This window comes from Enterobacter sp. PL_is511 (genome assembly GCF_055816065.1).
Map to the genome: position 1 here is coordinate 64570 of NZ_JBVPGP010000012.1, position 26124 is coordinate 90693.

Here is a 26124-nt window from a genome sequence, read left to right on the forward strand (position 1 = left end):
CCAAAGAACTTACAATCAACATCGCGTGGTGTCTGGCGTTAGGGCTGGAAGAGCGACGCGGCCTTAACTGAGGTTCTCCCATGAAAAAAGATATTCACCCGAAATACGAAATGATTACTGCAAACTGTTCTTGCGGTAACTCTATCCAGATCCGCTCTACCGTGGGTCACGATCTGAACCTGGACGTGTGCGGCAAATGCCACCCGTTCTACACTGGTAAGCAGCGTGATGTTGCAACCGGTGGCCGTGTTGACCGCTTCAACAAGCGTTTCAGCATCCCGGGCGCTAAATAAGTTTCCCGAAAAAAAAGGCACCGCAAGGTGCCTTTTTTGTATCCGCTTCTCAGTATTCCCACGTCTCCGGGTCAATACCCAGTTCACGCATGATCACCTTCGCCTCTTCCGGGATTTCATCACTGCGTTCTTTACGCAGATCTTCATCGTTCGGCAACGGTTGACCGGTAAACGCATGCAGAAACGCTTCGCACAGCAGCTCGCTGTTGGTTGCGTGGCGCAGGTTGTTCACCTGACGACGCGTACGTTCATCGGTGAGGATCTTCAACACCTTCAGAGGAATAGAAACCGTAATTTTTTTTACTTGTTCACTCTTCTTACCGTGCTCAGCGTATGGGCTGATATATTCGCCGCTCCATTCAGCCATGAGATACCTTTAATCCTCTCAGTCATTTATCTAAAGGTGCAAAACCTGTAACCACTCGTTTTGAACCGCAATCTTGCCTAGTTTACCGTAGAGACGATACCGTGGCACGGATATTGCCGCTGCAGCGTGCACTAAAGCATATAATTTTAACGGCTATTTGCGCATTGCTCAATCTATACGCAAAGAAGTTTAGATGTCCAGATGTATTGACGTCCATACTTTCAATGTTTACTCTGGTGCCTGACTTTTCACCTCATTCGCCAGGAAGCCCTCACCATGACGCGTAAACAGGCCACTATCGCAGTGCGTAGCGGATTAAATGATGACGAGCAGTACGGCTGCGTTGTCCCGCCCATTCATCTTTCCAGTACCTACAACTTCACCGGATTTAATGAACCCCGCGCGCATGATTACTCGCGTCGTGGCAACCCTACGCGTGACGTGACCCAGCGCGCGCTGGCCGAGCTGGAAGGTGGCGCAGGCGCCGTATTAACCAATACGGGGATGTCCGCCATTCACCTGGTGACCACCGTGTTCCTGAAACCAGGTGACCTGCTGGTTGCGCCGCACGATTGCTACGGCGGCAGCTATCGCCTGTTTGATAGCCTGGCAAAACGCGGCTGCTATCGCGTACTGTTTGTCGATCAAAACGATGAACAGGCGCTGAAACAGGCGCTGGCAGAGAAGCCAAAGCTGGTTCTGGTGGAAAGTCCAAGCAATCCATTGTTGCGCGTTGTCGATATTGCGAAAATTTGTCAGCTCGCAAGGGATGCGGGAGCGATAAGTGTAGTGGATAATACGTTCCTCAGTCCGGCCCTTCAGAACCCACTCGCACTGGGTGCCGATCTGGTATTGCATTCATGCACTAAATATCTGAACGGCCATTCTGATGTGGTCGCGGGCGTGGTGATTGCCAAAGATCCCGACGTTGTCACCGAACTGGCATGGTGGGCCAATAATATTGGCGTCACCGCGGGTGCCTTCGACAGCTATCTGCTGTTGCGCGGCATTCGCACGCTGTCGCCGCGCATGGAAGTGGCGCAACGCAATGCCCAGGCGATTGTCGATTTCCTGAAAGACCAGCCGCTGGTGAAGAAGCTCTATCACCCGTCGCTACCGGAAAATCAGGGGCACGAAATTGCCGCGCGCCAGCAGAAAGGGTTTGGCGCGATGTTAAGTTTTGAACTGGACGGTGACGAGCAAACGCTGCGTCGCTTCCTGAGCGGGCTGTCATTGTTTACGCTGGCGGAATCCTTAGGTGGGGTTGAAAGCTTGATCTCCCACGCCGCGACCATGACGCACGCAGGTATGGCACCGGAAGCACGTGCCGCCGCCGGGATTTCTGAGACGCTGCTGCGGATCTCAACCGGTATTGAAGATTCTGAAGATTTAATTGCCGATCTGGAAAATGGCTTCCGGATCGCAGCCAAGGGGTAATCATGAGTGTGATAGCGCAGGCAGGGGCGAAGGGTCGTCAGCTGCACAAGTTTGGTGGTAGTAGTCTTGCTGATGTGAAATGTTACCTGCGTGTCGCAGGGATCATGACGGAATATTCACAGCCGGGTGACATGATGGTTGTCTCGGCGGCGGGCAGCACCACCAACCAGTTGATTAGCTGGCTGAAACTGAGCCAGACCGATCGCCTCTCTGCGCATCAGGTGCAACAGTCCTTACGCCGTTACCAGAGCGAGCTGATTGCCGGCCTGCTGCCTGCGGACGTGGCGGACGGGCTGATCAGTGCCTTTACCCATGACCTTGAGCGTCTGGCCGCCCTGCTGGACAGCGGGATCACCGATGCGGTGTATGCCGAAGTGGTGGGCCACGGTGAAGTGTGGTCCGCGCGCCTGATGGCCGCGGTGCTGCAACACCTGGGCGTGGAGGCGGCCTGGCTCGACGCGCGTGATTTCCTGCGCGCCGAACGCGCCGCGCAGCCGCAGGTGGATGAAGGGTTGTCCTATCCGCTGCTGCAACAGCTGCTGGTGCAGCATCCGGGCAAACGTATTGTGGTTACCGGCTTTATCAGCCGCAGCAACGCGGGTGAAACCGTGCTGCTGGGCCGTAACGGCTCCGACTACTCGGCAACGCAAATCGGTGCCCTGGCGGGCGTGTCCCGCGTCACCATCTGGAGCGACGTGGCCGGTGTTTACAGCGCCGACCCGCGTAAAGTGAAAGATGCCTGTCTGCTGCCGCTGCTGCGCCTGGATGAAGCCAGCGAGCTGGCGCGTCTGGCGGCGCCGGTACTGCACGCGCGCACGCTGCAGCCGGTTTCCGGCAGCGATATCGACCTCCAGCTGCGCTGCAGCTACACCCCGGATCAAGGCTCTACCCGTATTGAACGCGTACTGGCGTCCGGCACCGGGGCGCGTATTGTCACCAGCCACGACGACATCTGCCTGATTGAGTTCCAGGTGCCTGCGGGCCAGGACTTCAAACTGGCGCATAAAGAGATCGACCTGGTGTTAAAGCGTGCTCAGGTGCGCCCGCTGGCCGTTGGCGTCCACAATGACCGCCAGCTGCTGCAGTTCTGCTATACCGCTGAAGTGGCGGACAGCGCCCTGAAAATTCTGGATGAAGCGGGCCTGCCGGGCGAGCTTCGCCTGCGTCAGGGGCTGGCGCTGGTGGCGATGGTGGGCGCGGGCGTCACCCGTAACCCGCTGCACTGCCACCGCTTCTGGCAGCAGCTGAAAGGCCAGCCGGTGGAGTTCACCTGGCAGTCGGAAGAGGGCATCAGCCTGGTGGCCGTTCTGCGCAAAGGGCCAACCGAAAGCCTGATTCAGGGTCTGCACACCTCCCTGTTCCGCGCGGAAAAGCGCATCGGCCTGGTGCTGTTTGGTAAAGGCAACATCGGTTCCCGCTGGCTGGAGCTGTTCGCCCGCGAACAGGTCACGCTCTCGGCGCGTACCGGGTTCGAATTCATTCTCGCAGGCGTGGTGGACAGCCGTCGCAGCCTGCTGAACTACGAAGGGCTGGACGCCAGCCGCGCGCTTGCCTTCTTTAATGATGAAGCCGTAGAGCAGGATGAAGAGTCGCTGTTCCTGTGGATGCGCGCGCACCCGTATGACGATCTGGTGGTGCTGGACGTGACCGCCAGCGAGCAGCTTGCCGATCAGTACCTTGATTTCGCCAGCCACGGTTTCCACGTCATCAGTGCGAACAAGCTGGCGGGGGCGAGCAGCACCGATAAATACCGCCAGATCCACGACGCGTTTGAAAAAACGGGGCGCCACTGGCTGTATAACGCCACCGTGGGTGCAGGCCTGCCGGTTAACCACACCGTGCGTGACCTGATTGAAAGCGGCGACAGCATTCTGGCGCTGAGCGGTATCTTCTCCGGCACGCTCTCCTGGCTGTTCCTGCAGTTTGACGGTACCGTACCGTTCACCGACCTGGTGGATCAGGCGTGGCAGCAGGGCTTAACGGAACCCGATCCGCGCGTTGATCTCTCCGGTAAAGACGTGATGCGCAAGCTGGTGATCCTGGCGCGTGAAGCCGGTTATGACATCGAACCGGATTCCGTACGCGTCGAATCGCTGGTGCCTGCCGGCTGTGAAGAAGGCTCTGTGGACCATTTCTTTGAAAATGGAGAAGAGCTTAACGAGCAAATGGTGCAGCGTCTGGAAGCGGCGAACGAGATGGGGCTGGTGCTGCGCCACGTGGCGCGTTTCGAGGCCAACGGAAAAGCGCGAGTCGGTGTCGAGGCGGTGCGTCCTGAACATCCGCTGGCGGCGCTGCTGCCGTGCGATAACGTCTTCGCCATCGAAAGCCGCTGGTACCGCGATAACCCGCTGGTGATCCGCGGTCCGGGCGCGGGGCGCGATGTCACCGCCGGGGCCATCCAGTCCGACATCAACCGTCTGGCTAAGCTGCTGTAACATCTGCATTTCCCTCTCCCTGTGGGAGAGGGTTAGGGTGAGGGCATCAGACCGCACTCACCCTCATCTTGAATTTTTCTCATATTCCCTGAGCAAACCTCACCGTTATTGTTGATTATTTCTATTGACGTCCCTCCGCTTTTCCGTCATTTTTACATCTGGACGTCTAAACGTATAGAAGTTCACAACACAACAGACAATGACACGCGATTGATAGAGGTAAGGTATGAGCTTTTTTCACGCCAACCAGCGGGAAGCACTGAATCAGAGCCTGGCCGAAGTAAACGGCCAGATTAACGTCTCTTTTGAATTTTTCCCGCCGCGCACCAGTGAAATGGAGCAAACCCTGTGGAGCTCTATCGATCGTCTCAGCAGCCTGAAACCGAAGTTTGTCTCCGTGACCTACGGTGCGAACTCCGGCGAGCGTGACCGTACGCACAGCATCATTAAAGGCATCAAAGATCGCACCGGTCTCGAAGCGGCCCCGCACCTCACCTGTATCGACGCCACCCGCGACGAGCTGCGCGCCATCGCCCAGGATTACTGGAATAACGGTATCCGTCATATTGTTGCATTGCGCGGTGACCTGCCTCCTGGGAGCGGTAAGCCGGACATGTATGCCGCCGATCTGGTGGGGCTGTTGAAGGGGGTGGCGGACTTTGATATCTCCGTGGCCGCTTATCCTGAAGTACATCCGGAAGCGAAAAGCGCTCAGGCCGATCTGCTTAACCTCAAGCGTAAGGTGGATGCCGGCGCAAACCGCGCCATTACTCAGTTCTTCTTTGATGTGGAAAGCTATCTGCGCTTCCGTGACCGCTGCGTCTCCGCGGGCATCGACGTTGAAATTATCCCGGGTATTCTGCCGGTCTCTAACTTCAAACAGGCGAAGAAATTTGCTGATATGACCAATGTGCGTATTCCTCTCTGGATGTCTAAAATGTACGAGGGGCTGGACGATGACCCGGAAACACGCAAGCTGGTGGGCGCAAATATCGCGATGGACATGGTGAAGATCTTAAGTCGTGAAGGGGTGAAGGATTTCCACTTCTACACGCTGAACCGTGCTGAGATGAGTTACGCCATATGCCACACGCTCGGCGTTAGACCAGGCGTGTAACAAAAAAGAGCCCTCTTCGGAGGGTTTTTTGATTTATAAGGGTTTTATTTTCCTGCCATATCAGCAATGCTGCCTTTGACGTACAAAACTCATGTATTTTCCATGAGAAATTAAACGGATTTAACTATCGAATCTGTGGGTTATCTCAACTATACCTTATCAACAAGGGCGTATATCGTAACGGTAACACTGTAAAAGGGAGCATAGCGATGAGCACGTCAGACGAAACCAATAAAGCGGCATCAGTCGGCAAATGCCCGTTCCATCAGGGCGGCGTCGATCACAGCGCGGGCGCAGGTACAGGCAGCCGCGACTGGTGGCCAAAACAACTCCGCATCGATCTTCTTAACCAACATTCCAATCGTTCGAACCCGCTGGGTGAAGACTTTGACTACCGCAAAGAATTTAGCAAGCTTGATTACTCCGCGCTGAAAGGCGATCTCAAAGCACTTTTAACCGACTCCCAACCGTGGTGGCCTGCCGACTGGGGCAGCTATGCGGGCCTGTTTATCCGTATGGCCTGGCATGGCGCGGGTACCTATCGCTCCGTTGACGGACGCGGTGGCGCAGGACGCGGTCAACAGCGCTTTGCGCCGCTGAACTCCTGGCCGGATAACGTGAGCCTGGATAAGGCGCGCCGTCTGCTGTGGCCCATCAAGCAAAAATACGGACAAAAAATTTCCTGGGCTGACCTGTTTATCCTCGCGGGTAACGTGGCGCTGGAGAACTCCGGCTTCCGCACCTTTGGTTTCGGTGCCGGGCGTGAAGACGTCTGGGAACCGGATCTGGACGTAAACTGGGGTGATGAAAAAGCCTGGCTGACCCACCGCGATCCGGAAGCGCTGGCGAAGCGTCCTCTGGCCGCCACCGAAATGGGCCTGATCTACGTGAACCCGGAAGGGCCAAACGCCAGCGGTGAACCGCTGTCAGCGGCGGCAGCGATTCGCGCGACCTTCGGCAACATGGGCATGAACGATGAAGAGACCGTCGCGCTGATTGCAGGCGGCCACACCCTCGGTAAGACTCACGGCGCGGGTGAAGCCACCCACGTGGGTACCGACCCGGAAGCCTCACCAATTGAAGCGCAGGGCCTGGGCTGGGCGAGCACGCTCGGCACGGGCGTGGGTGCTGATGCCATTACCTCCGGTCTGGAAGTCATCTGGTCACAAACCCCGACGCAGTGGAGCAACTACTTCTTCGAAAACCTGTTCAAATACGAATGGGTGCAGACCCGCAGCCCGGCAGGGGCGATTCAGTTTGAAGCCGTAGATGCACCGGAAATCATGCCCGATCCGTTCGACCCGTCGAAAAAACGCAAACCTACCATGCTGGTCACCGACCTGACGCTGCGTTTTGACCCGGAATTCGAGAAAATTTCCCGCCGCTTCCTGAACGACCCGCAGGCCTTCAACGAAGCCTTCGCGCGCGCGTGGTTCAAACTGACCCACCGTGATATGGGGCCAAAATCGCGTTACCTTGGCCCGGAAGTGCCGAAAGAAGATCTGATTTGGCAGGACCCGCTGCCGCAGGCGGTGTTCAATCCGTCGAAAGAAGACATTGAAAGCCTGAAGGCGGAAATTGCGGCCTCTGGTCTGTCCGTGAGCGAACTGGTTTCCGTTGCCTGGGCGTCAGCTTCAACCTTCCGCGGTGGCGATAAGCGTGGCGGCGCTAACGGCGCGCGTCTGGCGCTGGCGCCTCAGCGCGACTGGGATGTGAACGCCGCGGCGGTTCGCGCGTTGCCGGCTCTGGAAGCTATTCAGCGCACCACCAACAAAGCCTCACTGGCCGATATCATCGTGCTGGCGGGCGTCGTAGGCGTTGAGCAGGCCGCAAAAGCCGCAGGCGTGTACGTCACCGTACCGTTCACCCCAGGCCGCGTGGATGCACGTCAGGATCAGACGGATATCGAGATGTTTAACCTGCTCGAACCGGTTGCCGATGGTTTCCGCAACTATCGTGCGCAGGTGGATGTGTCCACCACGGAGTCACTGCTGATCGACAAGGCCCAGCAGCTGACGCTGACCGCACCGGAGCTGACGGTGCTGATCGGCGGCCTGCGCGTGCTGGGTGCCAACTTTGATGGCAGCAAGAATGGCGTGTTCACCGACCGCGAGGGCGTGCTGAGCAACGATTTCTTCGTGAACCTGCTGGACATGAACACGCAGTGGAAGGCGACCGACGAATCCAATGAGCTGTTTGCCGGAAGCGATCGCGCCAGCGGTGAAGTGAAATATACCGCCACCCGCGCCGATCTGGTCTTCGGTTCGAACGCCGTCCTGCGTGCGCTGGCAGAGGTTTACGCCAGCGATGATGCGCATGAGAAGTTTGTCCGCGACTTCGTTGCCGCATGGGCGAAGGTGATGGATCTGGACCGGTTTGACCTGCAGTAACCCTTGTGCCGGGTGGCGCTAACGCTTACCCGGCCTACGGGCAAAAAAATCCCCGCTGATGCGGGGATTTTTATTCACGCTATTTACTCCCACTCCTGCAGGAACCGCTGCCCATACTGGTCGGCTACCAGCAGTGCCGCATACACCTGATCCGGCGTTACGCCGCCGGGCATGTTGTGGATGGTTTCTCCTTCCGCACAGGACGCTTCCGCGATCAGACGCATTTTGGCCGGAATATCCTCTTTGATGTTCAGCTGTGCCAGGGTGATCGGCAGCCCAACGCTGTGACAAAGCGCGGCGACGGTCTCTATTTCTTCTACCGGCGCGTTTTCCAGTACCAGCTGCGTCAGCGTACCAAACGCCACTTTTTCGCCGTGATAGAAGTGATGCGCGTCCGGCACCGCCGTCATGCCGTTATGAATAGCGTGTGCTGCCGCCAGCCCGCCGCTTTCAAAGCCTACGCCGCTGAGATAGGTGTTGGCTTCGATAATGCGTTCCAGCGCCGGTGTAACCACATGCTGTTCCGCCGCCAGCATGGCTTTTTCACCCTCTTCAACCAGCGTGTTGTAGCACAGCTCGGCCAGCGCGAGTGCTGCCTGCGTACATTTGCCGCCCGCCATGGTGGTCGCACCGCTGCGCGAGCAGGCGCGTGCTTCAAACCACGTCGCCAGCGCATCGCCAATCCCGGCGGCCAGCAGACGTGCCGGCGCACCCGCTACCACTTTGGTATCGACGATAACCATGTTCGGGTTGTGAGGCAGCATCAGGTAGCGATCGAACTCACCGCTGTCGGTGTAAATGACGGAAAGGGCGCTGCATGGCGCATCGGTGGAGGCGATAGTTGGCGCAATAGCGACGGGTACGTCCATGAAATGGGCCAGCGCTTTGGCGGTATCCAGCGTTTTACCGCCGCCAATGCCCAGCACTGCCAGGCAGTCGGCGCTGTCGGCCAGCTTTTTCAGGCGATCGATTTCATTTTGTGAACATTCACCACCAAACGGCGCGATTTCGGCATGCAGTTCGGCTTTTTTAAAACTCTGACGCAGGGTCTCTTCGGCAAAACCCAGCACAAATTTATCGCCGACCACCAGCCAGCGATTGGCCAGGGGTTTCAGGTAGTCGCCGAGACGGGTAAGCACATCAGCGCCCTGGATATATTTCCCCGGCGATTGAATGATACGGTCCATAACAGTTCTCCCTTAGAGGTTGAGGTTACCAAACGCGTTTTTCCAGTCCTGCTCAAACTTCTCTATGGCTGACTCTACCGCTGGCGTGCCGAGCATGTGTTGCGCTACGTCTAAGGGAAGCGTGATTGCCTCGCATCCCGCCAACAGACAGTCCAGCGCCTGACGCGGCGTTTTGAAGCTGGCGGCCAGCACCTTGCTTTCCGGCGCGTGCAGTTCCAGCAGAGACTGCAGCTCCTGCACCATGCGAATGCCGTCACCGCCCTGCGCATCAACGCGGTTTACGTACGGCGCGACATATTTCGCCCCTGCGAGTGCGGCGAGCAAGCCCTGTGCAGCGCTATAAACGGCGGTCCCCAGCGTGGTTATCCCCTCTTTTTTCAACGCCTTGATCGCGGTAAGGCCCTCAGCCGTGACAGGGATTTTCACCACGATGTCCGGTATGGCGTTACTCAAACGTTTGGCTTCCGCCACCATGCCTTCGGCATCGCGGCTCATGGTTTGAGCAAACAGCGTGCCTTCCGGTCCGATGGCTTTTTGCAGACGCGGCAGCACGTCCCAGATGGATTCGCGGCTGGCGGCGATGATGCTCGGGTTGGTGGTGACGCCCGCAATAGGAAAGATGCGCGCCAGACGTTCAACTTCCGCCACGTTGGCGGTATCCAGATACAGTTCCATTACTCTTCCTCGTTTCAGAGTTCTAATTCGTGTTGCAGCAGGGAGGCGATGGCCTCTTCTGAGCTGGCGTTGACCAGCGCGCTGCGGAAATCGTCATGCATGATGCGGCGTGCCAGACGGGAGAAAATACGCATATGCTGATCTCCCGCGGCGTGTTTATTCAGCGTCAGCATGATGATGAATTGCGCTTCTTCATCGCCCCACATGACCGGCGATTTCAGGCGTGCGACGCTGATGGTGGATTGCTCAATGTGCTCAGACTTGCTGTGCGGAATGGCGAAGCTGAAGCCAAGACCGGTAGAGAATACGGCTTCGCGCGCCCACAGATCGGCCTCCAGCTTGCGGGGGTAGCGGCAACGTCCGGCGAGCAGCAGGTTATCGGTCATCCCTTTCATGACCTCTTCTTTACTGTTCCAGTCATTGTCCAGCGAAATACAGCGAGGTGTGACCAACGGCGTGTCCTGCTGATTCATGCGGAACTGTGCCAGCAGGTGTTCCACTTCAAGCGAGGTGCGGCACGCCATGGCCTGGTTCAGCAGCTGGCGGCAGGCGCGGCTATCAAGCTGTGCCAGACGCGCTTTGGTTGCCGGAATGGCGGGCGACCCCATGCTCAGTTCGTCCAAACCCAGACCCACCAGCAATGGCAGCACCGAACCTTTTGCACCCAGTTCGCCGCACAGGCCAATCCATTTCCCCTGGCGATGGACGGCTTGCACCGCGTAATCCAGCGCCCGCAGGAAGGCTGGGTTCAGGCTGTTGTAGTGGCGTGTGACTTTGGCGTTGTCGCGGTCGACGGCCAGCAGATATTGCGTCAGGTCATTGCTGCCGATGCTAAAGAAATCAATCTCTTCACAGCACTGATCGATGATGAACATTACCGAAGGCACTTCCAGCATGATGCCGAGCGGGATTTTTTCATCAAATGGAATATGTTCAGCCCGGAGCTGCTGTTTCGCTTCGGCAAGTTTCTCTTTCACCCACAGGATCTCTTCCATAGAAGAGATCATCGGGATCATGATCTTCAGGCTGCCGTGAGCAGAGGCGCGCAGGATCGCCCGAAGCTGGGTGGTGAAAAGCGCTGCATACTCTTCGTAAATGCGTACGGCGCGGTAGCCGAGGAACGGGTTGTTTTCGGCCGGGATATTCAGGTACGCCACCGGCTTATCGCCGCCGATATCCATGGTGCGCACGATAATGCTGCGCCCGTTTGCACTCTCCAGCGCCTGACAGAAAATGTTGTACAGCTCGTTTTCACCGGGTGCGCTGCTGCGGTCCATATACAGCATTTCGGTGCGAAACAGGCCAACGCCCTCGGCGCCGTTCCCGAATGCTGCCTGCGCTTCCACCGCGTGGGCGATGTTCGCGGCAATCTCAACGCGCAGGCCATCGGCGGTTCTGGCTTCCCGATCGAGCCAGATACGCTGCTGCTCGCGTAGTGTCTGTTGTACTCGTGCTTCCTGGCGGTAGTAGCGTGCCACCGCATCGCTGGCGTTGACCACGACCGCACCGGCATTTCCATCAATAAATACGGATTTATTGCGCCACTGCAGCAGGCTTTCACTGTCGACGCCCACCAGCGTCGGAATATTAAAGGAACGTGCAAGAATGACGGTGTGCGAGGTGGTTCCGCCGCTTTTTAACAGCAGCCCCTTAAGTAAGGTTTTATCGAGTTCCAGGAACTGGCCGGGCGTAAGATCATCAGCCAGACAAACACTCTGTTGAGTGAGCTGTCCCGGTGCGGGGAAGCGTTGTTCACCATAAATCTGTTGTAAAAGTTGATAGCAGACATCGCGCACATCCAGCGCACGTTCCCGTAAGTAGCTGCTGCTGGAACGAGAGAACGTATCGCAGAAATGGTTGGCTGTGGCGATTGTCGCTTGCGCACAGCTTAGCCCCTGGCTTACGCCCGCAAGAAGATGCTGGCGCAAAGAGGTATCCGTAGCCAGCGAACGATGGGCTTCAAGAATGGCGCTGGCGGTGCTGTCGCTGTCCAGCGCGCGCAGCTCAATATTTTTCACCAGCAGGGTGAGGCCGCTATCCAGCGCTGACTGCTCTTCTTCCACGTTTTTCGCGTCGGGTAAATCCGTCAGTGCATTGAGATCCAGCGAGGTCAGCAAGGTCAACACGCCCTGGGCGCTACCGCTGCAAACGGGCAGGGCGCGGAAAAGCGTTGGATTAAGGCGCGCGAGGGATTCTGGCAGCGGATCGCGCTCAATATTGATGGCTTCTGCGAGCGTCGCATCACAGTGTGGAAACTCTTCCCGGAGCCATTGTTCCAGCTGTTGATGGGCGCTCTGCTCATCTTCACCGTGGATCACCAGACGACAGGCGTCGCCTGCCAGCGTGTCGGTGCCAATAAGTGCCAGTGCGCTCTTGGCATTCCCTTTTCGGTCGGTGCGCAGATTATGCCATTCGATCTGTGAGATAAACGTATTGCACAGCGTCTCCACATGACTTGCCGGACGCGCGTGAACCCCGTTGGGTAATTCACAGGTAAATTCCACTACCAGAGCCATACACACTCCTGAAAGCAATCAACATTCATTGGGGAACAGCATACGAGCGTGGTGATGATGCGCGCCATGTGACAAATATGCCAAACACTGGATAAATGTAATATCACGCGAAAAGTGAGATTTGACTCACAGGTTATTAATTTTTGCTTAGCGCCGGAGTGCTTCGAAATGTCGAGGCGGATCGCATTTTCATTTCGACATTACAAAAATCCAGTAAATGGCCTTTTTGTCTCCTGTCCGCCGTCTTCCTGATTGCCTATTGTTTGCCACAACATCTTTATGGTTTTAGGCCTGGAGCGACATATGAAAGAGTTGGTGCATATTCTCAAGAACACGCGGCAGCATCTGATGACCGGGGTGTCGCACATGATCCCGTTCGTGGTCGCGGGCGGTATTTTGCTGGCGGTTTCAGTCATGCTGTACGGCAAGGGCGCGGTACCGGATGCCGCAACCGATCCCAACCTCAAAAAGCTATTCGATATCGGCGTGGCGGGGTTAACGCTGATGGTGCCTTTCCTGGCCGCCTATATTGGCTACTCCATTGCCGAGCGCGCCGCGCTTGCTCCCTGTGCTATTGCCGCGTGGGTTGGTAACAGCTTCGGTGCGGGTTTCTTCGGCGCCATTATTGCCGGGATCCTCGGCGGGATTGTGGTCTGGTATCTGAAAAAACTGCCGGTCCCGAAAGTCCTGCGCTCCGTCATGCCTATCTTCATCATCCCTATCATCGGCACCTTTGTTACCGCGGGCATCATGATGTGGGGTCTGGGCGAACCTGTTGGTGCGTTGACGACGGGCTTAACCCAGTGGCTGCAAGGGATGCAGCAGGGCAGCATCGTCGTGCTGGCCATCATCATGGGGTTGATGCTGGCCTTCGACATGGGCGGCCCGATTAATAAAGTCGCCTATGCCTTCATGCTGATCTGCGTTGCTCAGGGCGTCTACACCGTGGTGGCGATTGCGGCGGTAGGCATCTGCGTGCCTCCTCTGGGCTTAGGCCTGGCGACGTTGATTAATCGCAAGAATTTTACCGGTGAAGAGCGCGAAGCGGGCAAGGCTGCATTAGTGATGGGCTGCGTGGGGGTCACCGAAGGGGCCATTCCGTTCGCCGCAGCCGACCCTCTGCGTGTCATTCCCTCCATCATGCTGGGATCCGCGTGCGGCGCAGTGACGGCTGCCGTGATGGGCGCGCAATGTTATGCCGGATGGGGCGGGCTTATCGTTCTCCCTGTGGTGGAGGGCAAACTGGGCTACATCGCGGCGGTTGCCTTAGGGGCTGTGGTGACTGCCATTAGCGTCAACGTGCTGAAGAGTATTGCCCGCAAGAATGCAAAACAGGTCGATGAAAAAGAGGACGACCTGGATCTGGATTTCGAAATTAACTGAGTGAGGAAGAGAACATGGCCCGAATTATCGCAGTAACCGCATGCCCGTCAGGCGTTGCTCATACCTACATGGCGGCCGAAGCGCTGGAAAGCGCCGCTAAAGCCAAAGGCTGGGAAGTGAAGGTTGAAACGCAGGGGTCGATTGGTCTTGAGAACGAACTGAATGCTGAGGATATCGCCGCAGCGGATATGGTGATCCTGACCAAAGATATTGGCATTAAGTTCGAAGAACGTTTTACCGGGAAAACCATCGTGCGCGTCAACATCAGCGACGCGGTGAAACGCGCTGACGCCATCATGAACAAAATTGATGCCCACCTGGCGCAAACCGCCTGACGCTCTCCCGCCCTTCGGGGCGGGCTCGTTTTCCGTTACAGGAGTTCCCTCATGACGAATCGTACCCAGCGTTTGAAAGACGCACTTTTTGCCAGCCCACGTGAAATCTCGCTTGAGCGTGCTTTGCTCTATACCGCCAGCCATAAGCAGACGGAGGGCGAGCCGGTTATCCTCAGGCGTGCAAAAGCCACGGCGTACATTCTTGACCATGTGAACATCGCGATTCGTGATGAGGAACTGATTGCCGGAAACCGGACCGTTAAACCGCGTGCGGGCATTATGTCTCCTGAGATGGATCCCTACTGGCTGCTTAAGGAGCTGGACCAGTTTGCCAGGCGTCCGCAGGATCGCTTTGAAATCAGCGATGAGGATAAGCAGATCTACCGTGACGTGCTGTATCCCTACTGGGAAAAACGGTCGATGAAGGATTTCATTAACAGCCAGATGACGGATGAGGTGAAAGCCGCTGTGGGGACGCAAATTTTCAGCGTCAACCAAACGGACAAAGGGCAGGGGCATATCATTATTGATTATCCGCGCCTGCTCAATAACGGCCTGGGTGTGCTGGTGGAGGAATTGCGCGAACACTGCGCCCGCGATGCGCAGAACACGTTCTATGCCGCCGCGCTGATTCTGCTTGAAGCGTCCCAGCGTCATATTCTGCGCTACGCCGCGCTGGCTGAAACCCTTGCTACCGTCTGTGATGAAGCTTCACGGCGTGAAGAATTACGGAAGATGGCAGAAATCTCGCGCCACAACGCGCAGCATAAGCCGCAAACGTTCTGGCAGGCGTGTCAGCTCTTCTGGTACATGAACGTCATTTTGCAGTATGAATCTAACGCCAGCTCGCTCTCCATCGGGCGCTTTGACCAGTACATGCTGCCCTTTTATCAGGCCTCGCTCTCACAGGGCGAAGAACCCGCGTTCCTGAAAGAGATTCTGGAATCGCTGTGGGTGAAGTGCAATGATGTGGTGCTTTTACGCTCCACCAGCAGCGCCCGCTATTTTGCCGGGTTCCCGACCGGGTATACCGCACTATTGGGCGGCCTGACGGAGAGCGGGCGTAGCGCGGTTAACGTGCTCTCCTTCCTGTGTCTGGATGCTTACCAGAGCGTTCAGCTTCCTCAACCGAACCTCGGCGTGCGGGTTAACGAACTCATCGACCGGGCATTCCTGCTTAAAACGGCGGAAACGATCCGCCTGGGTACCGGCATCCCGCAGATCTTTAACGATGAAGTGGTGGTGCCTGCCTTCCTCAACAGGGGAGTGTCGCTGGAAGATGCGCGCGACTACGCGGTGGTTGGCTGTGTAGAGCTGTCAATTCCGGGTAAAACCTACGGTCTGCACGATATCGCGATGTTTAACCTGCTGAAGGTGATGGAAATCGCGATGCAGGAGAACGAAGGCAACGCAGCGCTGAGTTATGAAGGCTTGCTGGAGCATATTCGCGCCAAAATTAATCACTACATTGCGCTGATGGTTGAGGGGAGCAATATCTGCGATATCGGCCATCGTGACTGGGCTCCGGTGCCATTGCTCTCTTCTTTTATCAGCGATTGCTTAGCATCAGGGAAAGACATCACCGACGGTGGCGCGCGCTATAACTTTTCCGGCGTGCAGGGCATCGGGATAGCGAATTTGAGCGACTCGCTGCACGCCCTGAAAGGGCTGGTCTTTGAACAGCAGCGCTTAAGTTTTGACGCGCTGTTAGCCGTGTTAAACGCTAACTTTGCCACGCCTGAGGGCAAAAAAATCCGCGCCCGGTTGATCAATCGCTTCGAAAAATACGGCAATGATATCGATGATGTCGACAACATCAGCGCTGAACTGCTGCGCCACTACTGTAAAGAGGTCGAAAAATACCGCAACCCGCGCGGCGGGCAGTTCACCCCGGGTTCTTATACCGTATCGGCACACGTGCCGCTGGGGGCGGTGGTGGGGGCAACGCCCGATGGCCGTTTTGCCGGGGAACAACTGGCAGACGGTGGGCTTTCGCCGATGCTTGGACAAGATATGCAGGGCCCGACGGCGGTACTGAAATCGGTAAGTAAGCTGGATAACTATCTGTTATCTAATGGCACGCTGCTAAACGTTAAATTCACCCCTGCGACGCTGGAAGGTGATGCCGGGCTGCAAAAGCTGGCGGATTTCCTTCGCGCCTTCACCCAGCTTAAGTTGCAGCATATCCAGTTCAACGTGGTGAATGCGGAAACACTGCGTGAAGCGCAACAGCGTCCGCAGGATTTTGCCGGGCTGGTGGTACGCGTTGCAGGCTACAGCGCCTTCTTTGTTGAGCTATCGAAGGAGATCCAGGATGATATTATCCGCCGCACAGCGCATCAGCTGTGACGTGGTTGAAACGCGCGTCGACGTGGCGCGTATTTTCAATATCCAGCGCTACTCATTAAATGACGGACGCGGCATCCGTACGGTGGTTTTTTTTAAAGGCTGCCCTCACCGCTGTCCGTGGTGCGCGAATCCGGAGTCGATCTCGCCGAAAATCGAAACGGTGCGTCGGGAGAGTAAATGCCTGCACTGTGTTCCCTGCCTGCGGGACGCAGATGAATGTCCGTCCGGTGCCTTCGGGCATATCGGAAGAGATGTGACCCTGGATGAGCTGGAAAACGAGGTAATGAAAGACGATGTCTTCTTTCGATCCTCGGGAGGCGGGGTGACGCTTTCGGGCGGGGAAGTGTTGCTGCAGGCGCCTTTCGCGACAAAGTTTCTACAGAGGTTGCGTCGTTTCGGCGTGCATACGGCCATCGAAACGGCAGGCGATGCGCCGTTGTCCCGACTAATGCCGCTGGCGCGCCAGTGTGATGAAGTGCTGTTTGATTTGAAGATCATGGACACGGCGCTGGCCCAATCAATTGTGGCAATGAATCTTCCCAGAGTACTGGATAATTTCCGTCAGCTGGTGGCTGACGGGATAAACGTGATTCCCCGCGTCCCGCTTATTCCTGGCTATACGCTTAACGAAACGAACATGGCGCGCGTGCTGGCTTTCCTGCTACCTTCAGGAATACGGCAGCTGCATTTGTTGCCCTTCCATCAGTATGGGGAGCCAAAATACCGCCTGCTGGGGCAGAAGTGGGGAATGCGGCAAGCGAGCCCGCCGACAGAAGATGAGGTGTCAGCGATGCGTCTACTGGCCGAGCGCGAAGGTTTCAATGTTACCCTGGGAGGCTGAACATGACAGTGATAGCGGGACGTCATCTGGTGGCGGTGACCGCGTGCGTCAGTGGTGTCGCACATACCTATATGGCTGCCGAACGGCTGGAAAAGCTCTGCCAGCAGGAGAAGTGGAGCGTTAACATCGAGACGCAGGGAGCGCTGGGCGTTGAGAGCGAGCTTACGGAAGAGGACATCCGGCGTGCCGATGTCGTATTGCTCATTACTGATATCGAACTGGCGGGCAGTGAACGTTTCGAGCATACGCGCTACGTGAAGTGCGGTATTAACGCCTTTTTACGTGATCCCCAAAAGGTGATGGGAGCGGTGCGTAAAATGCTATCCGCTCCGCAGCATACTCAGGTCATTCTGGACTAGCTGCCTTTCCGGTGAGCTGACTGTGATACTGGCGACGGTATTCTGACGGCGAACGCTCCGTGTTCTTGCGAAATAACCGACAGAAATAGTTACTGTCGACAAATCCGCAGGCATGCGCCACCTCTTTCACTTTTAAATCATACCCTTTCAACAGCTGGCGCGCGTGTTCAAGCCGGGTATGCGTCAGGTATTCATTGAAACCCACTGCGCCCGTTTTCTGAAACAGATGCGACAGGTAGTTTGGGGAGATATAAAACGCCTGCGCGACGGATTCCCGGGTAAGCGGAGTGGCGAAGTGTTCGTCAATATAGACCCGAATCGCCTCAAACAGAGCCTGACTGCGGGAGGCGGTTTGGATCTGACTCCCCAGCAGGTCGACGCAGTGGCTAAGCAGGCTGGCGATAATCAGCCGCGCGGTTTGCTGCTCGTGCGGTTGCATCTGCATTTCATGGAGCGTCTGTAAGAGAAGCGAGCCAATGCGCGGACCGCGGCGGGCAACGTGCTGCTTCGCCAGGTTACAAACGTCTACACCGTCCCAGTGCAGAAGGCTAAACCCAAGCTGCTGTTTGCCAAACAGGATGCTCAGCGTTGTTGCGGGGGCTTGCCATTGTGGATTATTCCAGCCGCCAGCCGGGACGTATAAAACATCACCCTGCTGTAAAACGCAGGCAGCCTGGTCTTTCATCGAACCTTCGATCACAATCTCCAGACGCGGAAAATCGACCTGCAAGGCAAGTTCGGGGGCTGAGGTCGCTGGGTTTGCAAAATGCACCTGACGCAGCGGCGTTGTGCTGTTGATCAGGTCCGTCAGGATGCGGGTAATGTCGTGGTGCATGGTGGATACCAGGGTATTGCCGGGTGGCGCTAACGCTTACCTGGCCTACTTAACGTAGGCCCGTGCAAGCGCAGCGCCGCCGGGCATAAAGCATTAGCCGGTGTTACGCATACCCGCCGCAACGCCCGCAATCGTCACCATCAGCGCCTGTTCAACGCGCGGATCCGGTTCTTTCCCTTCTTCTTCCGCCAGACGCGAACGGTGCAGAAGTTCTGCCTGCAGGACGTTCAGCGGGTCGGTGTAAATGTTACGCAGCTGAATAGACTCTGCAATCCACGGCAGGTCCGCCATCAGATGTGAGTCGTTGGCGATGTCCAGCACCACTTTGATGTCGCCTTCCAGCAGTTCGCGCAGCTCTTTACCCAGCGCCCACAGTTCAGGTTTCACCAGACGCTGGTCGTAGTATTCCGCCAGCCACAGGTCAGCTTTCGAGAAGACCATCTCCAGCATTCCCAGACGGGTAGAGAAGAATGGCCAGTCGCGGCACATGGTTTCCAGTTCGTTCTGTTTGCCGTCTTCCACCACTTTTTGCAGCGCAGCACCGGCACCCAGCCAGGCGGGCAGCATCAGGCGGTTCTGCGTCCAGGCAAAGATCCACGGGATCGCGCGCAGAGACTCTACGCCACCGGTTGGGCGACGCTTCGCAGGACGTGAGCCCAGCGGCAGTTTACCCAGCTCCTGCTCAGGGGTGGCTGAGCGGAAGTAAGGGACGAAATCTTTGTTTTCACGCACGTAGCCGCGGTACAGATCGCAGGAGATAGCCGACAGCTCGTCCATGATATGGCACCAGGAGGCTTTCGGCTCCGGCGGTGGCAGCAGGTTGGCTTCCAGGATCGCGCTGGTATAGAGCGACAGGCTGCTGATGGTCACTTCCGGCAGGCCGTATTTGAAGCGGATCATCTCGCCCTGCTCGGTGACGCGCAGGCCGCCTTTCAGGCTTCCCGGCGGCTGCGACAGCAGCGCTGCGTGCGCCGGTGCGCCGCCACGGCCAATTGAACCGCCGCGTCCGTGGAACAGGGTCAGTTCAATACCGGCTTTCTCGCAGGTTTTGATCAGTGCGTCCTGCGCCTGATATTGCGCCCAGGATGCCGCCATCACGCCCGCGTCTTTCGCGGAGTCGGAATAGCCAATCATCACCATCTGTTTGCCCTGAATAAAGCCGCGGTACCAGTCGATGTTCAACAGCTGGCTCATCACGTCGTTGGCGTTGTTCAGGTCGTCGAGGGTCTCAAACAGCGGGGCGACCGGCAGGGCGTAGTCGATTCCCGCTTCTTTCAGCAGAAGGTGAACGCCAAGCACGTCGGACGGGGTCTTCGCCATGGAGATCACATAGGCGGCCACCGATCCTTTCGGCGCATCAACGATCGCTTTACAGGTGTTGAGCACTTCGCGGGTTTCGTTGCTTGGCTCCCAGTTGCGCGGCAGCAGAGGGCGCTTCGAGTTCAGCTCGCGGATCAGGAACGCCTGCTTGTCAGCTTCGGACCAGCTTTCATAATCGCCGATGCCGAGATAGCGGGTCAGCTCGCCCAGCGCTTCGGTATGACGGGTACTTTCCTGACGTACGTCGATACGCACCAGCGGCACGCCGAAACACTTCACGCGACGCAGGGTGTCGAGCAGTTCGCCGTTAGCGATGATACCCATCCCGCAGGCCTGCAGTGATTTATAACAGGCGTAAAGCGGCTCCCAGAGCTGTCCGTTCTGGCTGAGCAGGCCTTCTGGTTTTGGCAGGCGCTGGCCTTTCAGGCGTGCTTCCAGCCAGGCCTGAGTGGCCATCAGCTGACCACGCAGCTTTTTCATCAGGAAACGGTACGGCTCGCTGGCGCCTTCTTCGCCGGCGAGCGCGCGCAGTTCCGGCGTTGCTTCAACCATCGACAGCTCGGAGATCAATACCTGAATATCTTTCAGGAACAGATCGGTCGCTTTCCAGCGGCTCAGCAGCAGGACGTGGCGGGTGATTTCCGCGGTCACGTTCGGGTTGCCATCGCGGTCACCGCCCATCCAGGAGGTGAAGCGCACCGGCACGAAATCGACCGGCAGGCGGTAGCCGAGGTTCTCTTCCAGCTGCTCGTTCAGCTCGCGCAGGTAGTTAGGCACCCCTTCCCACAGGCTGTTTTCCACCACCGCAAAGCCCCATTTGGCTTCGTCGACCGGGCTGGGGCGATGCTTACGAATTTCATCGGTGTGCCAGGACTGGGCAATCAGCTGGCGCAGACGGCGCATCAGCTGGTTGCGTTCGTAGTCGGCAATGTCTTTGTTATCCAACTGCTTGAGGCAGTTGTTCACTTCCACCATTTTGTGGATCAGGGTGCGACGGGTAATTTCGGTTGGGTGTGCGGTCAGCACCAACTCCAGTGAAAGCGACTCCACCGCTTTTTTGATGGTGGCTTCGTTGAGGTCTGGCTGGTCTTTCAGTTTACGAAGGGTGCGGGCAATGACTTCCGGGTTGCTGGCCGCTTCGCCGTTTGGCGAAATGCTGTGGTATTGCTCAGCGGTGTTGGCCAGGTTCAGGAACTGGCTGAAGGCGCGTGCAACGGGCAGCAGCTCATCGTTAGAGAGGTTCTGCAAGGTGGTGAGCAGCTCCTGACGACTGGCCTCGTTACCGGCGCGGGAAGATTTAGACAGCTTGCGGATGGTTTCAACGCGGTCGAGGATGTTCTCCCCCAACGCATCTTTGATGGTATCTCCAAGCACTTTGCCGAGCATACTGACATTACTACGCAACGCGGAATATTGTTCGTTCATAAAAACCCAGTCACCCCATCATTTTTGTTTATGCCCAGGCGAAAATCTTCTGGACATTATTTTGTCATCTCCCTTTATAAAGCCACGTAAAACCCCCGTCGTCAATTGCTGCGAAAACGGTTCAGCAAACGAATAAATGCGGGCAATTTACGAAATTTAATTCGCATTGCGTCAGATAAGAGATGCTTATGGGAATGTGACGGAGATCATGCGATTTGTTGCCCTCACCCTAACCCTCTCCCACAGGGAGAGGGGACTCTTCGGTGCGGTTTTAATGCCAGCAGAAGTGATGCACAACCTGGGTAATCAGTTCGCGGGTGGGCTTGATGAAGCGGGTCTCCAGATATTCATCCGGCTGGTGCGCCTGGTTGATGGAGCCAGGGCCAAGGACCAGGGTAGGGCACAGCGTCTGAATAAACGGCGCTTCGGTGCAGTAGTTCACCACGTCGGTTTTCTCACCGAGCAGTTTTTCCACAACTTCAACCAGCTGATGGTCCGGCGGGCATTCATAACCCGGGATCGGCGGATGCAGTTCGGAGACCGTCAGGCGACCCGGCCAGCGCTCGCTCACCGGGGCCAGAGCCTCATTCAACAGGCCGTCAAGATCGCTCAGGGTCATGCCCGGCAGCGGGCGGATATCCATGTGCAGTTCGCAGCAGGCGCAGATACGGTTGGAGGCATCACCCCCGTGCAGGCTGCCGAGGTTCAGCGTCGGATACGGCACGGTGAACGCCTCGTAGTGATAGCGTTCTTTCAGATCGTCGCGCAGGGTCATGATGCGGCCGATGGCGTCATGCATCAGCTCGATGGCGTTCACGCCGCGCGCCGGATCGCTGGAGTGGCCGGACTGGCCCAGCACGCGCACGGCGGTAGAAATATGGCCTTTGTGCGCGCGGATCGGTTGCAGAGACGTCGGCTCGCCGATAATGGCGCAATCCGGGCGAATCGACGTGTTTTCAGAGAAGTAGCGCGCGCCCGCCATGCTGGTCTCTTCATCAGCGGTCGCCAGAATGTAGAGCGGTTTTTTCAGCTTCGTCACGTCCACGTCACGCAACGCGTCGAGGATAAAGGCGAAGAAGCCTTTCATGTCGGCGGTGCCCAGACCGTAGAGCTTGTTGTCGTGCTCGGTCAGGGTGAACGGATCGCGCGTCCATCGGCCATCGTCAAACGGCACGGTGTCGGTATGACCGGCCAGCAGCAGGCCGCCCGCACCGGTTCCGGTGCTGGCGAGCAGGTTAAATTTGTGGCGAGTGCCGGGGACGGGCTGAACCTCAACGTTAAACCCAAGATCGCTAAACCAACCCGCCAGCAGATTGATTAAAGACTCATTGCTCTGATCCAGCGCTTCTTCCGTTGCGCTGATGGACGGTGTGGCAATCAGGGCGCGGTAGATCTCGATAAATGGCGGTAAGTTCATTTTCATTGTTGACACACCTTAGGTCGTGATAGTATCAATATTCATGCAATAAATGTGAATAAAAATACATTAACGTTGAGCATAAAGGAACCCGATGTTGAATACGCTGATTGTAGGCGCTAGCGGTTATGCGGGCGCAGAGCTTGTAAGCTACGTGAATCGCCATCCACATATGACCATAACCGCTTTGACCGTGTCAGCGCAAAGCAATGATGCAGGAAAGTTAATTTCCGATTTGCATCCGCAGCTTAAGGGCCTGGTCGATCTGCCGCTGCAGCCCATGTCTGACATCAGCGAGTTTACCGACGGCGTCGACGTGGTGTTTTTAGCCACCGCGCATGAGGTCAGCCACGACCTGGCGCCGCAGTTTCTGGCGGCCGGCTGCGTGGTCTTCGACCTCTCCGGCGCGTTCCGCGTTAACGACGGCGCGTTTTACGAAAAATATTATGGTTTCACCCATCAGCACCCGGATCTGCTTGAAAAAGCGGTGTACGGCCTGGCGGAGTGGAGCGCAGATAAACTGAAAGAAGCGGACCTGATTGCCGTTCCGGGCTGCTACCCGACGGCGGCGCAGCTTTCCCTGAAGCCGCTGATCGACGCGGGTCTGCTGGATCTGAACCAGTGGCCGGTGATCAACGCCACCAGCGGCGTGAGCGGTGCAGGACGCAAGGCGGCGATCTCCAATAGCTTCTGCGAAGTGAGCCTTCAGCCGTATGGCGTGTTTAATCACCGTCATCACCCTGAAATCACGACGCATCTGGGCGCGGACGTCATTTTCACCCCGCACCTGGGCAGCTTCCCGCGTGGGATCCTCGAAACCATCACCTGCCGCCTGAAACCGGGCGTGACCAAAGAGCAGGTGAGTGAGGTCTTCACGCAGGCGTATGCGGATAAACCGCTGGTGCGCCTGTACGACAAAGGCGTGCCGGCGCTGAAAAACGTGGTCGGTCTGCCGTTCTGCGATATCGGCTTTGCCGTTCAGGGTGAGCATCTCATCGTGGTGGCCGCAGAAGATAACTTACTGAAAGGCGCTGCCGCACAGGCAATGCAGTGTGCAAATATTCGTTTCGGTTTCCCGGAAACGCAGGCTCTTATTTAAGGTGTGATGATGAACCCATTAATTATCAAACTCGGTGGTGTACTGCTGGACAGCGAAGAAGCGCTGGAGCGTCTGTTTACCGCGCTGGTGAACTATCGCGAATCACATCAACGTCCGCTGGTGATTGTGCACGGCGGTGGCTGTGTGGTGGATGAGTTGATGAAAGGGCTCAACCTGCCGGTGAAAAAGAAGAACGGCCTGCGCGTGACGCCTGCTGACCAGATTGACATCATTACCGGCGCGCTGGCGGGTACGGCGAACAAAACGCTGCTGGCGTGGGCGAAGAAACACCATATTGCGTCCGTGGGCCTCTATCTGGGCGATGGCGACAGCGTAAAAGTGACCCAGCTCGACGAAGCGCTCGGTCATGTTGGACTGGCGCAGCCAGGTTCGCCTAAGCTGATTAACACGCTGTTGGAAGGCGGTTTCCTGCCGGTGGTGAGCTCCATCGGCGTGACCGAAGAGGGCGAGCTGATGAACGTTAACGCTGACCAGGCGGCGACCGCGCTGGCGGCAACGCTGGGTGCGGACCTGATCCTGCTTTCCGACGTGAGCGGTATTCTGGACGGTAAAGGCCAGCGCATTGCGGAAATGACGGCTGAGAAAGCCGAGCAGCTGATTGCTCAGGGCATCATCACCGACGGCATGATCGTCAAAGTGAACGCCGCGCTGGATGCGGCACGCACGCTGGGCCGCCCGGTGGATATCGCCTCATGGCGTCACGCGGAGCAGCTTCCGGCGCTGTTTAACGGCACGCCGATTGGCACGCGTATTTTAGCGTAATCGATTTAATGTTTTGTAGGCCCGGTAAGCGCAGCGCCACCGGGCAATGAAATTCAAAGATATTAAGGAAGCATGTTATGGCACTTTGGGGTGGGCGTTTTACACAGGCAGCGGATCAGCGGTTCAAACAGTTCAACGACTCTTTGCGCTTCGACTACCGCCTGGCCGAACAGGATATTGTCGGCTCTGTGGCCTGGTCCAAAGCGCTGGTAACGGTAGGCGTACTGACCGCAGACGAACAGTTACAGCTGGAAGAAGCGCTGAACAATCTGCTGGAAGAGGTGCGTCTGGATCCGCAGCAAATCCTGCAGAGCGATGCCGAAGATATTCACAGCTGGGTGGAAGGCAAACTGATCGACAAAGTCGGCCAGCTGGGTAAAAAGCTGCACACCGGGCGCAGCCGTAACGATCAGGTCGCCACCGACCTGAAGCTGTGGTGTAAAGATACCGTTAGCGAACTGCTGGCGGCCAACCGTCAGCTGCAGAGCGCGCTGGTGGAAACCGCGCAGAACAACCAGGACGCGGTGATGCCGGGTTATACCCACCTGCAGCGCGCGCAGCCGGTGACCTTTGCGCACTGGTGTCTGGCCTACGTAGAGATGCTGGCGCGTGACGAAAGCCGTCTGCAGGATACCCTGAAACGTCTGGACGTCAGCCCGCTGGGCAGCGGCGCGCTGGCGGGTACGGCGTATGAAATCGACCGTGAACAACTGGCAGGCTGGCTGGGCTTTGCCTCCGCCACCCGTAACAGCCTGGATAGCGTCTCCGACCGCGACCACGTGCTGGAGCTGCTCTCCAATGCGTCTATCGGGATGGTTCACCTCTCGCGCTTTGCCGAAGACCTGATCTTCTTTAACTCCGGTGAAGCGGGCTTCGTCGAGCTGTCCGACCGCGTGACCTCAGGTTCATCCCTGATGCCGCAGAAGAAAAACCCGGACGCGCTCGAGCTGATCCGCGGCAAATGTGGTCGCGTGCAGGGTGCGCTGACCGGCATGATGATGACCCTGAAAGGGCTGCCGCTGGCGTACAACAAAGACATGCAGGAAGACAAAGAGGGGCTGTTCGACGCGCTCGACACCTGGCTGGACTGTCTGCATATGGGCGCGCTTGTGCTGGACGGCATTCAGGTGAAACGTCCGCGCTGCCAGGAAGCGGCGCAGCAGGGCTATGCGAACTCTACCGAACTGGCGGATTATCTGGTGGCGAAGGGCGTACCGTTCCGTGAAGCGCACCATATTGTCGGTGAAGCGGTTGTGGAAGCCATTCGTCAGGGTAAACCGCTGGAGGATCTGGCGCTGGCCGATCTGCAGAAGTTCAGCGCGGTTATCGGGGATGATGTGTATCCGATTCTGGCGCTGCAGTCCTGTCTGGACAAGCGTGCCGCGAAAGGCGGCGTGTCGCCGAAGCAGGTGGCGCAGGCGATTGCGGATGCGAAAAACCGGCTGGTTTGAACCGTGCGGGCTGGTGCCCTCACCCCGGCCCTCTCCCACAGGGAGAGGGAGAAAAACGGAGCCTGGCTTAGCGCCGGGCTTTTTTACGCAAAAAAAAGCGGACCACGGGG

General features: G+C 57.3%; 20 protein-coding genes. 13 read left to right on the forward strand and 7 right to left on the reverse strand.

Annotation, left to right across the window (positions count from 1 at the left end; translation table 11 throughout):
* Window positions 1-80 precede the first annotated feature (80 nt).
* Window positions 81-293: a 50S ribosomal protein L31 gene (gene rpmE / locus AC0TN7_RS01205; protein ID WP_003862040.1), complete on the forward strand. Its 213-nt coding sequence runs from the start codon at window positions 81-83 to the stop codon at window positions 291-293.
* 49 nt (window positions 294-342) lie between these two features.
* On the opposite strand, the gene metJ is transcribed toward rpmE, so the two are convergent.
* The gene (gene metJ, locus AC0TN7_RS01210) at window positions 343-660 is read right to left on the reverse strand and encodes a met regulon transcriptional regulator MetJ (RefSeq protein ID WP_015966498.1); all 318 of its coding nucleotides are present in this window, start codon (window positions 658-660) and stop codon (window positions 343-345) included.
* Between the two features lie 276 nt (window positions 661-936).
* Here metJ and metB point away from each other — a divergent pair, with 276 nt between their 5' ends.
* From metB to katG, 4 genes are all read left to right on the forward strand, one after another.
* Window positions 937-2097, forward strand: coding sequence for a cystathionine gamma-synthase (metB, locus tag AC0TN7_RS01215; protein WP_024909188.1), 1161 nt, complete (start codon window positions 937-939; stop codon window positions 2095-2097).
* A gap of 2 nt (window positions 2098-2099) precedes the next feature.
* On the forward strand, window positions 2100-4532 hold the full coding sequence (locus AC0TN7_RS01220) for a bifunctional aspartate kinase/homoserine dehydrogenase II (RefSeq protein ID WP_473701774.1): 2433 nt from the start codon (window positions 2100-2102) through the stop codon (window positions 4530-4532).
* 226 nt (window positions 4533-4758) lie between these two features.
* Window positions 4759-5649, forward strand: coding sequence for a methylenetetrahydrofolate reductase (gene metF, locus AC0TN7_RS01225; protein WP_024909186.1), 891 nt, complete (start codon window positions 4759-4761; stop codon window positions 5647-5649).
* Between the two features lie 209 nt (window positions 5650-5858).
* The gene (gene katG / locus AC0TN7_RS01230) at window positions 5859-8039 is read left to right on the forward strand and encodes a catalase/peroxidase HPI (protein WP_267217761.1); all 2181 of its coding nucleotides are present in this window, start codon (window positions 5859-5861) and stop codon (window positions 8037-8039) included.
* A gap of 83 nt (window positions 8040-8122) precedes the next feature.
* On the opposite strand, the gene gldA is transcribed toward katG, so the two are convergent.
* The 3 genes from gldA to ptsP are packed head-to-tail and all read right to left on the reverse strand — an operon-like array spanning window position 8123 to window position 12417.
* Window positions 8123-9226, reverse strand: coding sequence for a bifunctional L-1,2-propanediol dehydrogenase/glycerol dehydrogenase (gene gldA / locus AC0TN7_RS01235; protein WP_008501794.1), 1104 nt, complete (start codon window positions 9224-9226; stop codon window positions 8123-8125).
* Window positions 9227-9238: 12 nt separating this feature from the next.
* Window positions 9239-9901, reverse strand: coding sequence for a fructose-6-phosphate aldolase (fsa, locus tag AC0TN7_RS01240; protein WP_208763348.1), 663 nt, complete (start codon window positions 9899-9901; stop codon window positions 9239-9241).
* Between the two features lie 14 nt (window positions 9902-9915).
* On the reverse strand, window positions 9916-12417 hold the full coding sequence (gene ptsP, locus AC0TN7_RS01245; RefSeq protein ID WP_267217760.1) for a phosphoenolpyruvate--protein phosphotransferase: 2502 nt from the start codon (window positions 12415-12417) through the stop codon (window positions 9916-9918).
* Window positions 12418-12720: 303 nt separating this feature from the next.
* On the opposite strand from ptsP, the gene AC0TN7_RS01250 reads away from it, so the two are divergent.
* The 5 genes from AC0TN7_RS01250 to AC0TN7_RS01270 are packed head-to-tail and all read left to right on the forward strand — an operon-like array spanning window position 12721 to window position 17684.
* Complete coding sequence (locus tag AC0TN7_RS01250; protein ID WP_267217759.1) at window positions 12721-13800, forward strand: PTS fructose transporter subunit EIIC; 1080 nt, start codon at window positions 12721-12723, stop codon at window positions 13798-13800.
* A 14-nt stretch (window positions 13801-13814) separates the two neighbouring features.
* Window positions 13815-14135: a PTS fructose-like transporter subunit IIB gene (locus AC0TN7_RS01255; protein ID WP_024909180.1), complete on the forward strand. Its 321-nt coding sequence runs from the start codon at window positions 13815-13817 to the stop codon at window positions 14133-14135.
* A 51-nt stretch (window positions 14136-14186) separates the two neighbouring features.
* Window positions 14187-16484, forward strand: a complete 2298-nt coding sequence (locus AC0TN7_RS01260; protein WP_267217758.1) for a formate C-acetyltransferase — start codon at window positions 14187-14189, stop codon at window positions 16482-16484.
* Window positions 16450-17325, forward strand: a complete 876-nt coding sequence (locus AC0TN7_RS01265; protein ID WP_463727431.1) for a [formate-C-acetyltransferase]-activating enzyme — start codon at window positions 16450-16452, stop codon at window positions 17323-17325. The genes AC0TN7_RS01260 and AC0TN7_RS01265 overlap by 35 nt, the downstream gene beginning before the upstream one ends.
* Before the next feature lie 2 nt (window positions 17326-17327).
* Entirely contained in the window at window positions 17328-17684 is a 357-nt protein-coding gene (locus tag AC0TN7_RS01270) for a PTS fructose-like transporter subunit IIB (RefSeq protein ID WP_024909177.1), read from the forward strand.
* Here AC0TN7_RS01270 and AC0TN7_RS01275 read toward each other — a convergent pair.
* From AC0TN7_RS01275 to argE, 3 genes are all read right to left on the reverse strand, one after another.
* Window positions 17671-18519, reverse strand: a complete 849-nt coding sequence (locus AC0TN7_RS01275; RefSeq protein WP_463727432.1) for an AraC family transcriptional regulator — start codon at window positions 18517-18519, stop codon at window positions 17671-17673. The two genes, AC0TN7_RS01270 and AC0TN7_RS01275, sit on opposite strands and share 14 nt — an antisense overlap.
* A gap of 93 nt (window positions 18520-18612) precedes the next feature.
* Window positions 18613-21264 carry a phosphoenolpyruvate carboxylase gene (gene ppc, locus AC0TN7_RS01280; RefSeq protein WP_463727433.1) on the reverse strand — a complete coding sequence of 884 codons (2652 nt, stop codon included), beginning with the start codon at window positions 21262-21264 and terminating at the stop codon, window positions 18613-18615.
* Window positions 21265-21535: 271 nt separating this feature from the next.
* The gene (argE, locus tag AC0TN7_RS01285) at window positions 21536-22687 is read right to left on the reverse strand and encodes an acetylornithine deacetylase (protein ID WP_008501790.1); all 1152 of its coding nucleotides are present in this window, start codon (window positions 22685-22687) and stop codon (window positions 21536-21538) included.
* A gap of 88 nt (window positions 22688-22775) precedes the next feature.
* Between argE and argC the strand changes: the two genes are divergently transcribed.
* The 3 genes from argC to argH all read left to right on the forward strand — a co-directional run bounded on the left by argC (window position 22776) and on the right by argH (window position 26014).
* Window positions 22776-23780: an N-acetyl-gamma-glutamyl-phosphate reductase gene (gene argC, locus AC0TN7_RS01290; RefSeq protein WP_024909174.1), complete on the forward strand. Its 1005-nt coding sequence runs from the start codon at window positions 22776-22778 to the stop codon at window positions 23778-23780.
* A gap of 6 nt (window positions 23781-23786) precedes the next feature.
* A complete protein-coding gene (gene argB / locus AC0TN7_RS01295) occupies window positions 23787-24563 on the forward strand; it encodes an acetylglutamate kinase (RefSeq protein WP_155858022.1) in 777 nt (258 codons plus the stop codon).
* A 77-nt stretch (window positions 24564-24640) separates the two neighbouring features.
* The gene (gene argH / locus AC0TN7_RS01300) at window positions 24641-26014 is read left to right on the forward strand and encodes an argininosuccinate lyase (protein WP_061716300.1); all 1374 of its coding nucleotides are present in this window, start codon (window positions 24641-24643) and stop codon (window positions 26012-26014) included.
* Window positions 26015-26124 lie beyond the last annotated feature (110 nt).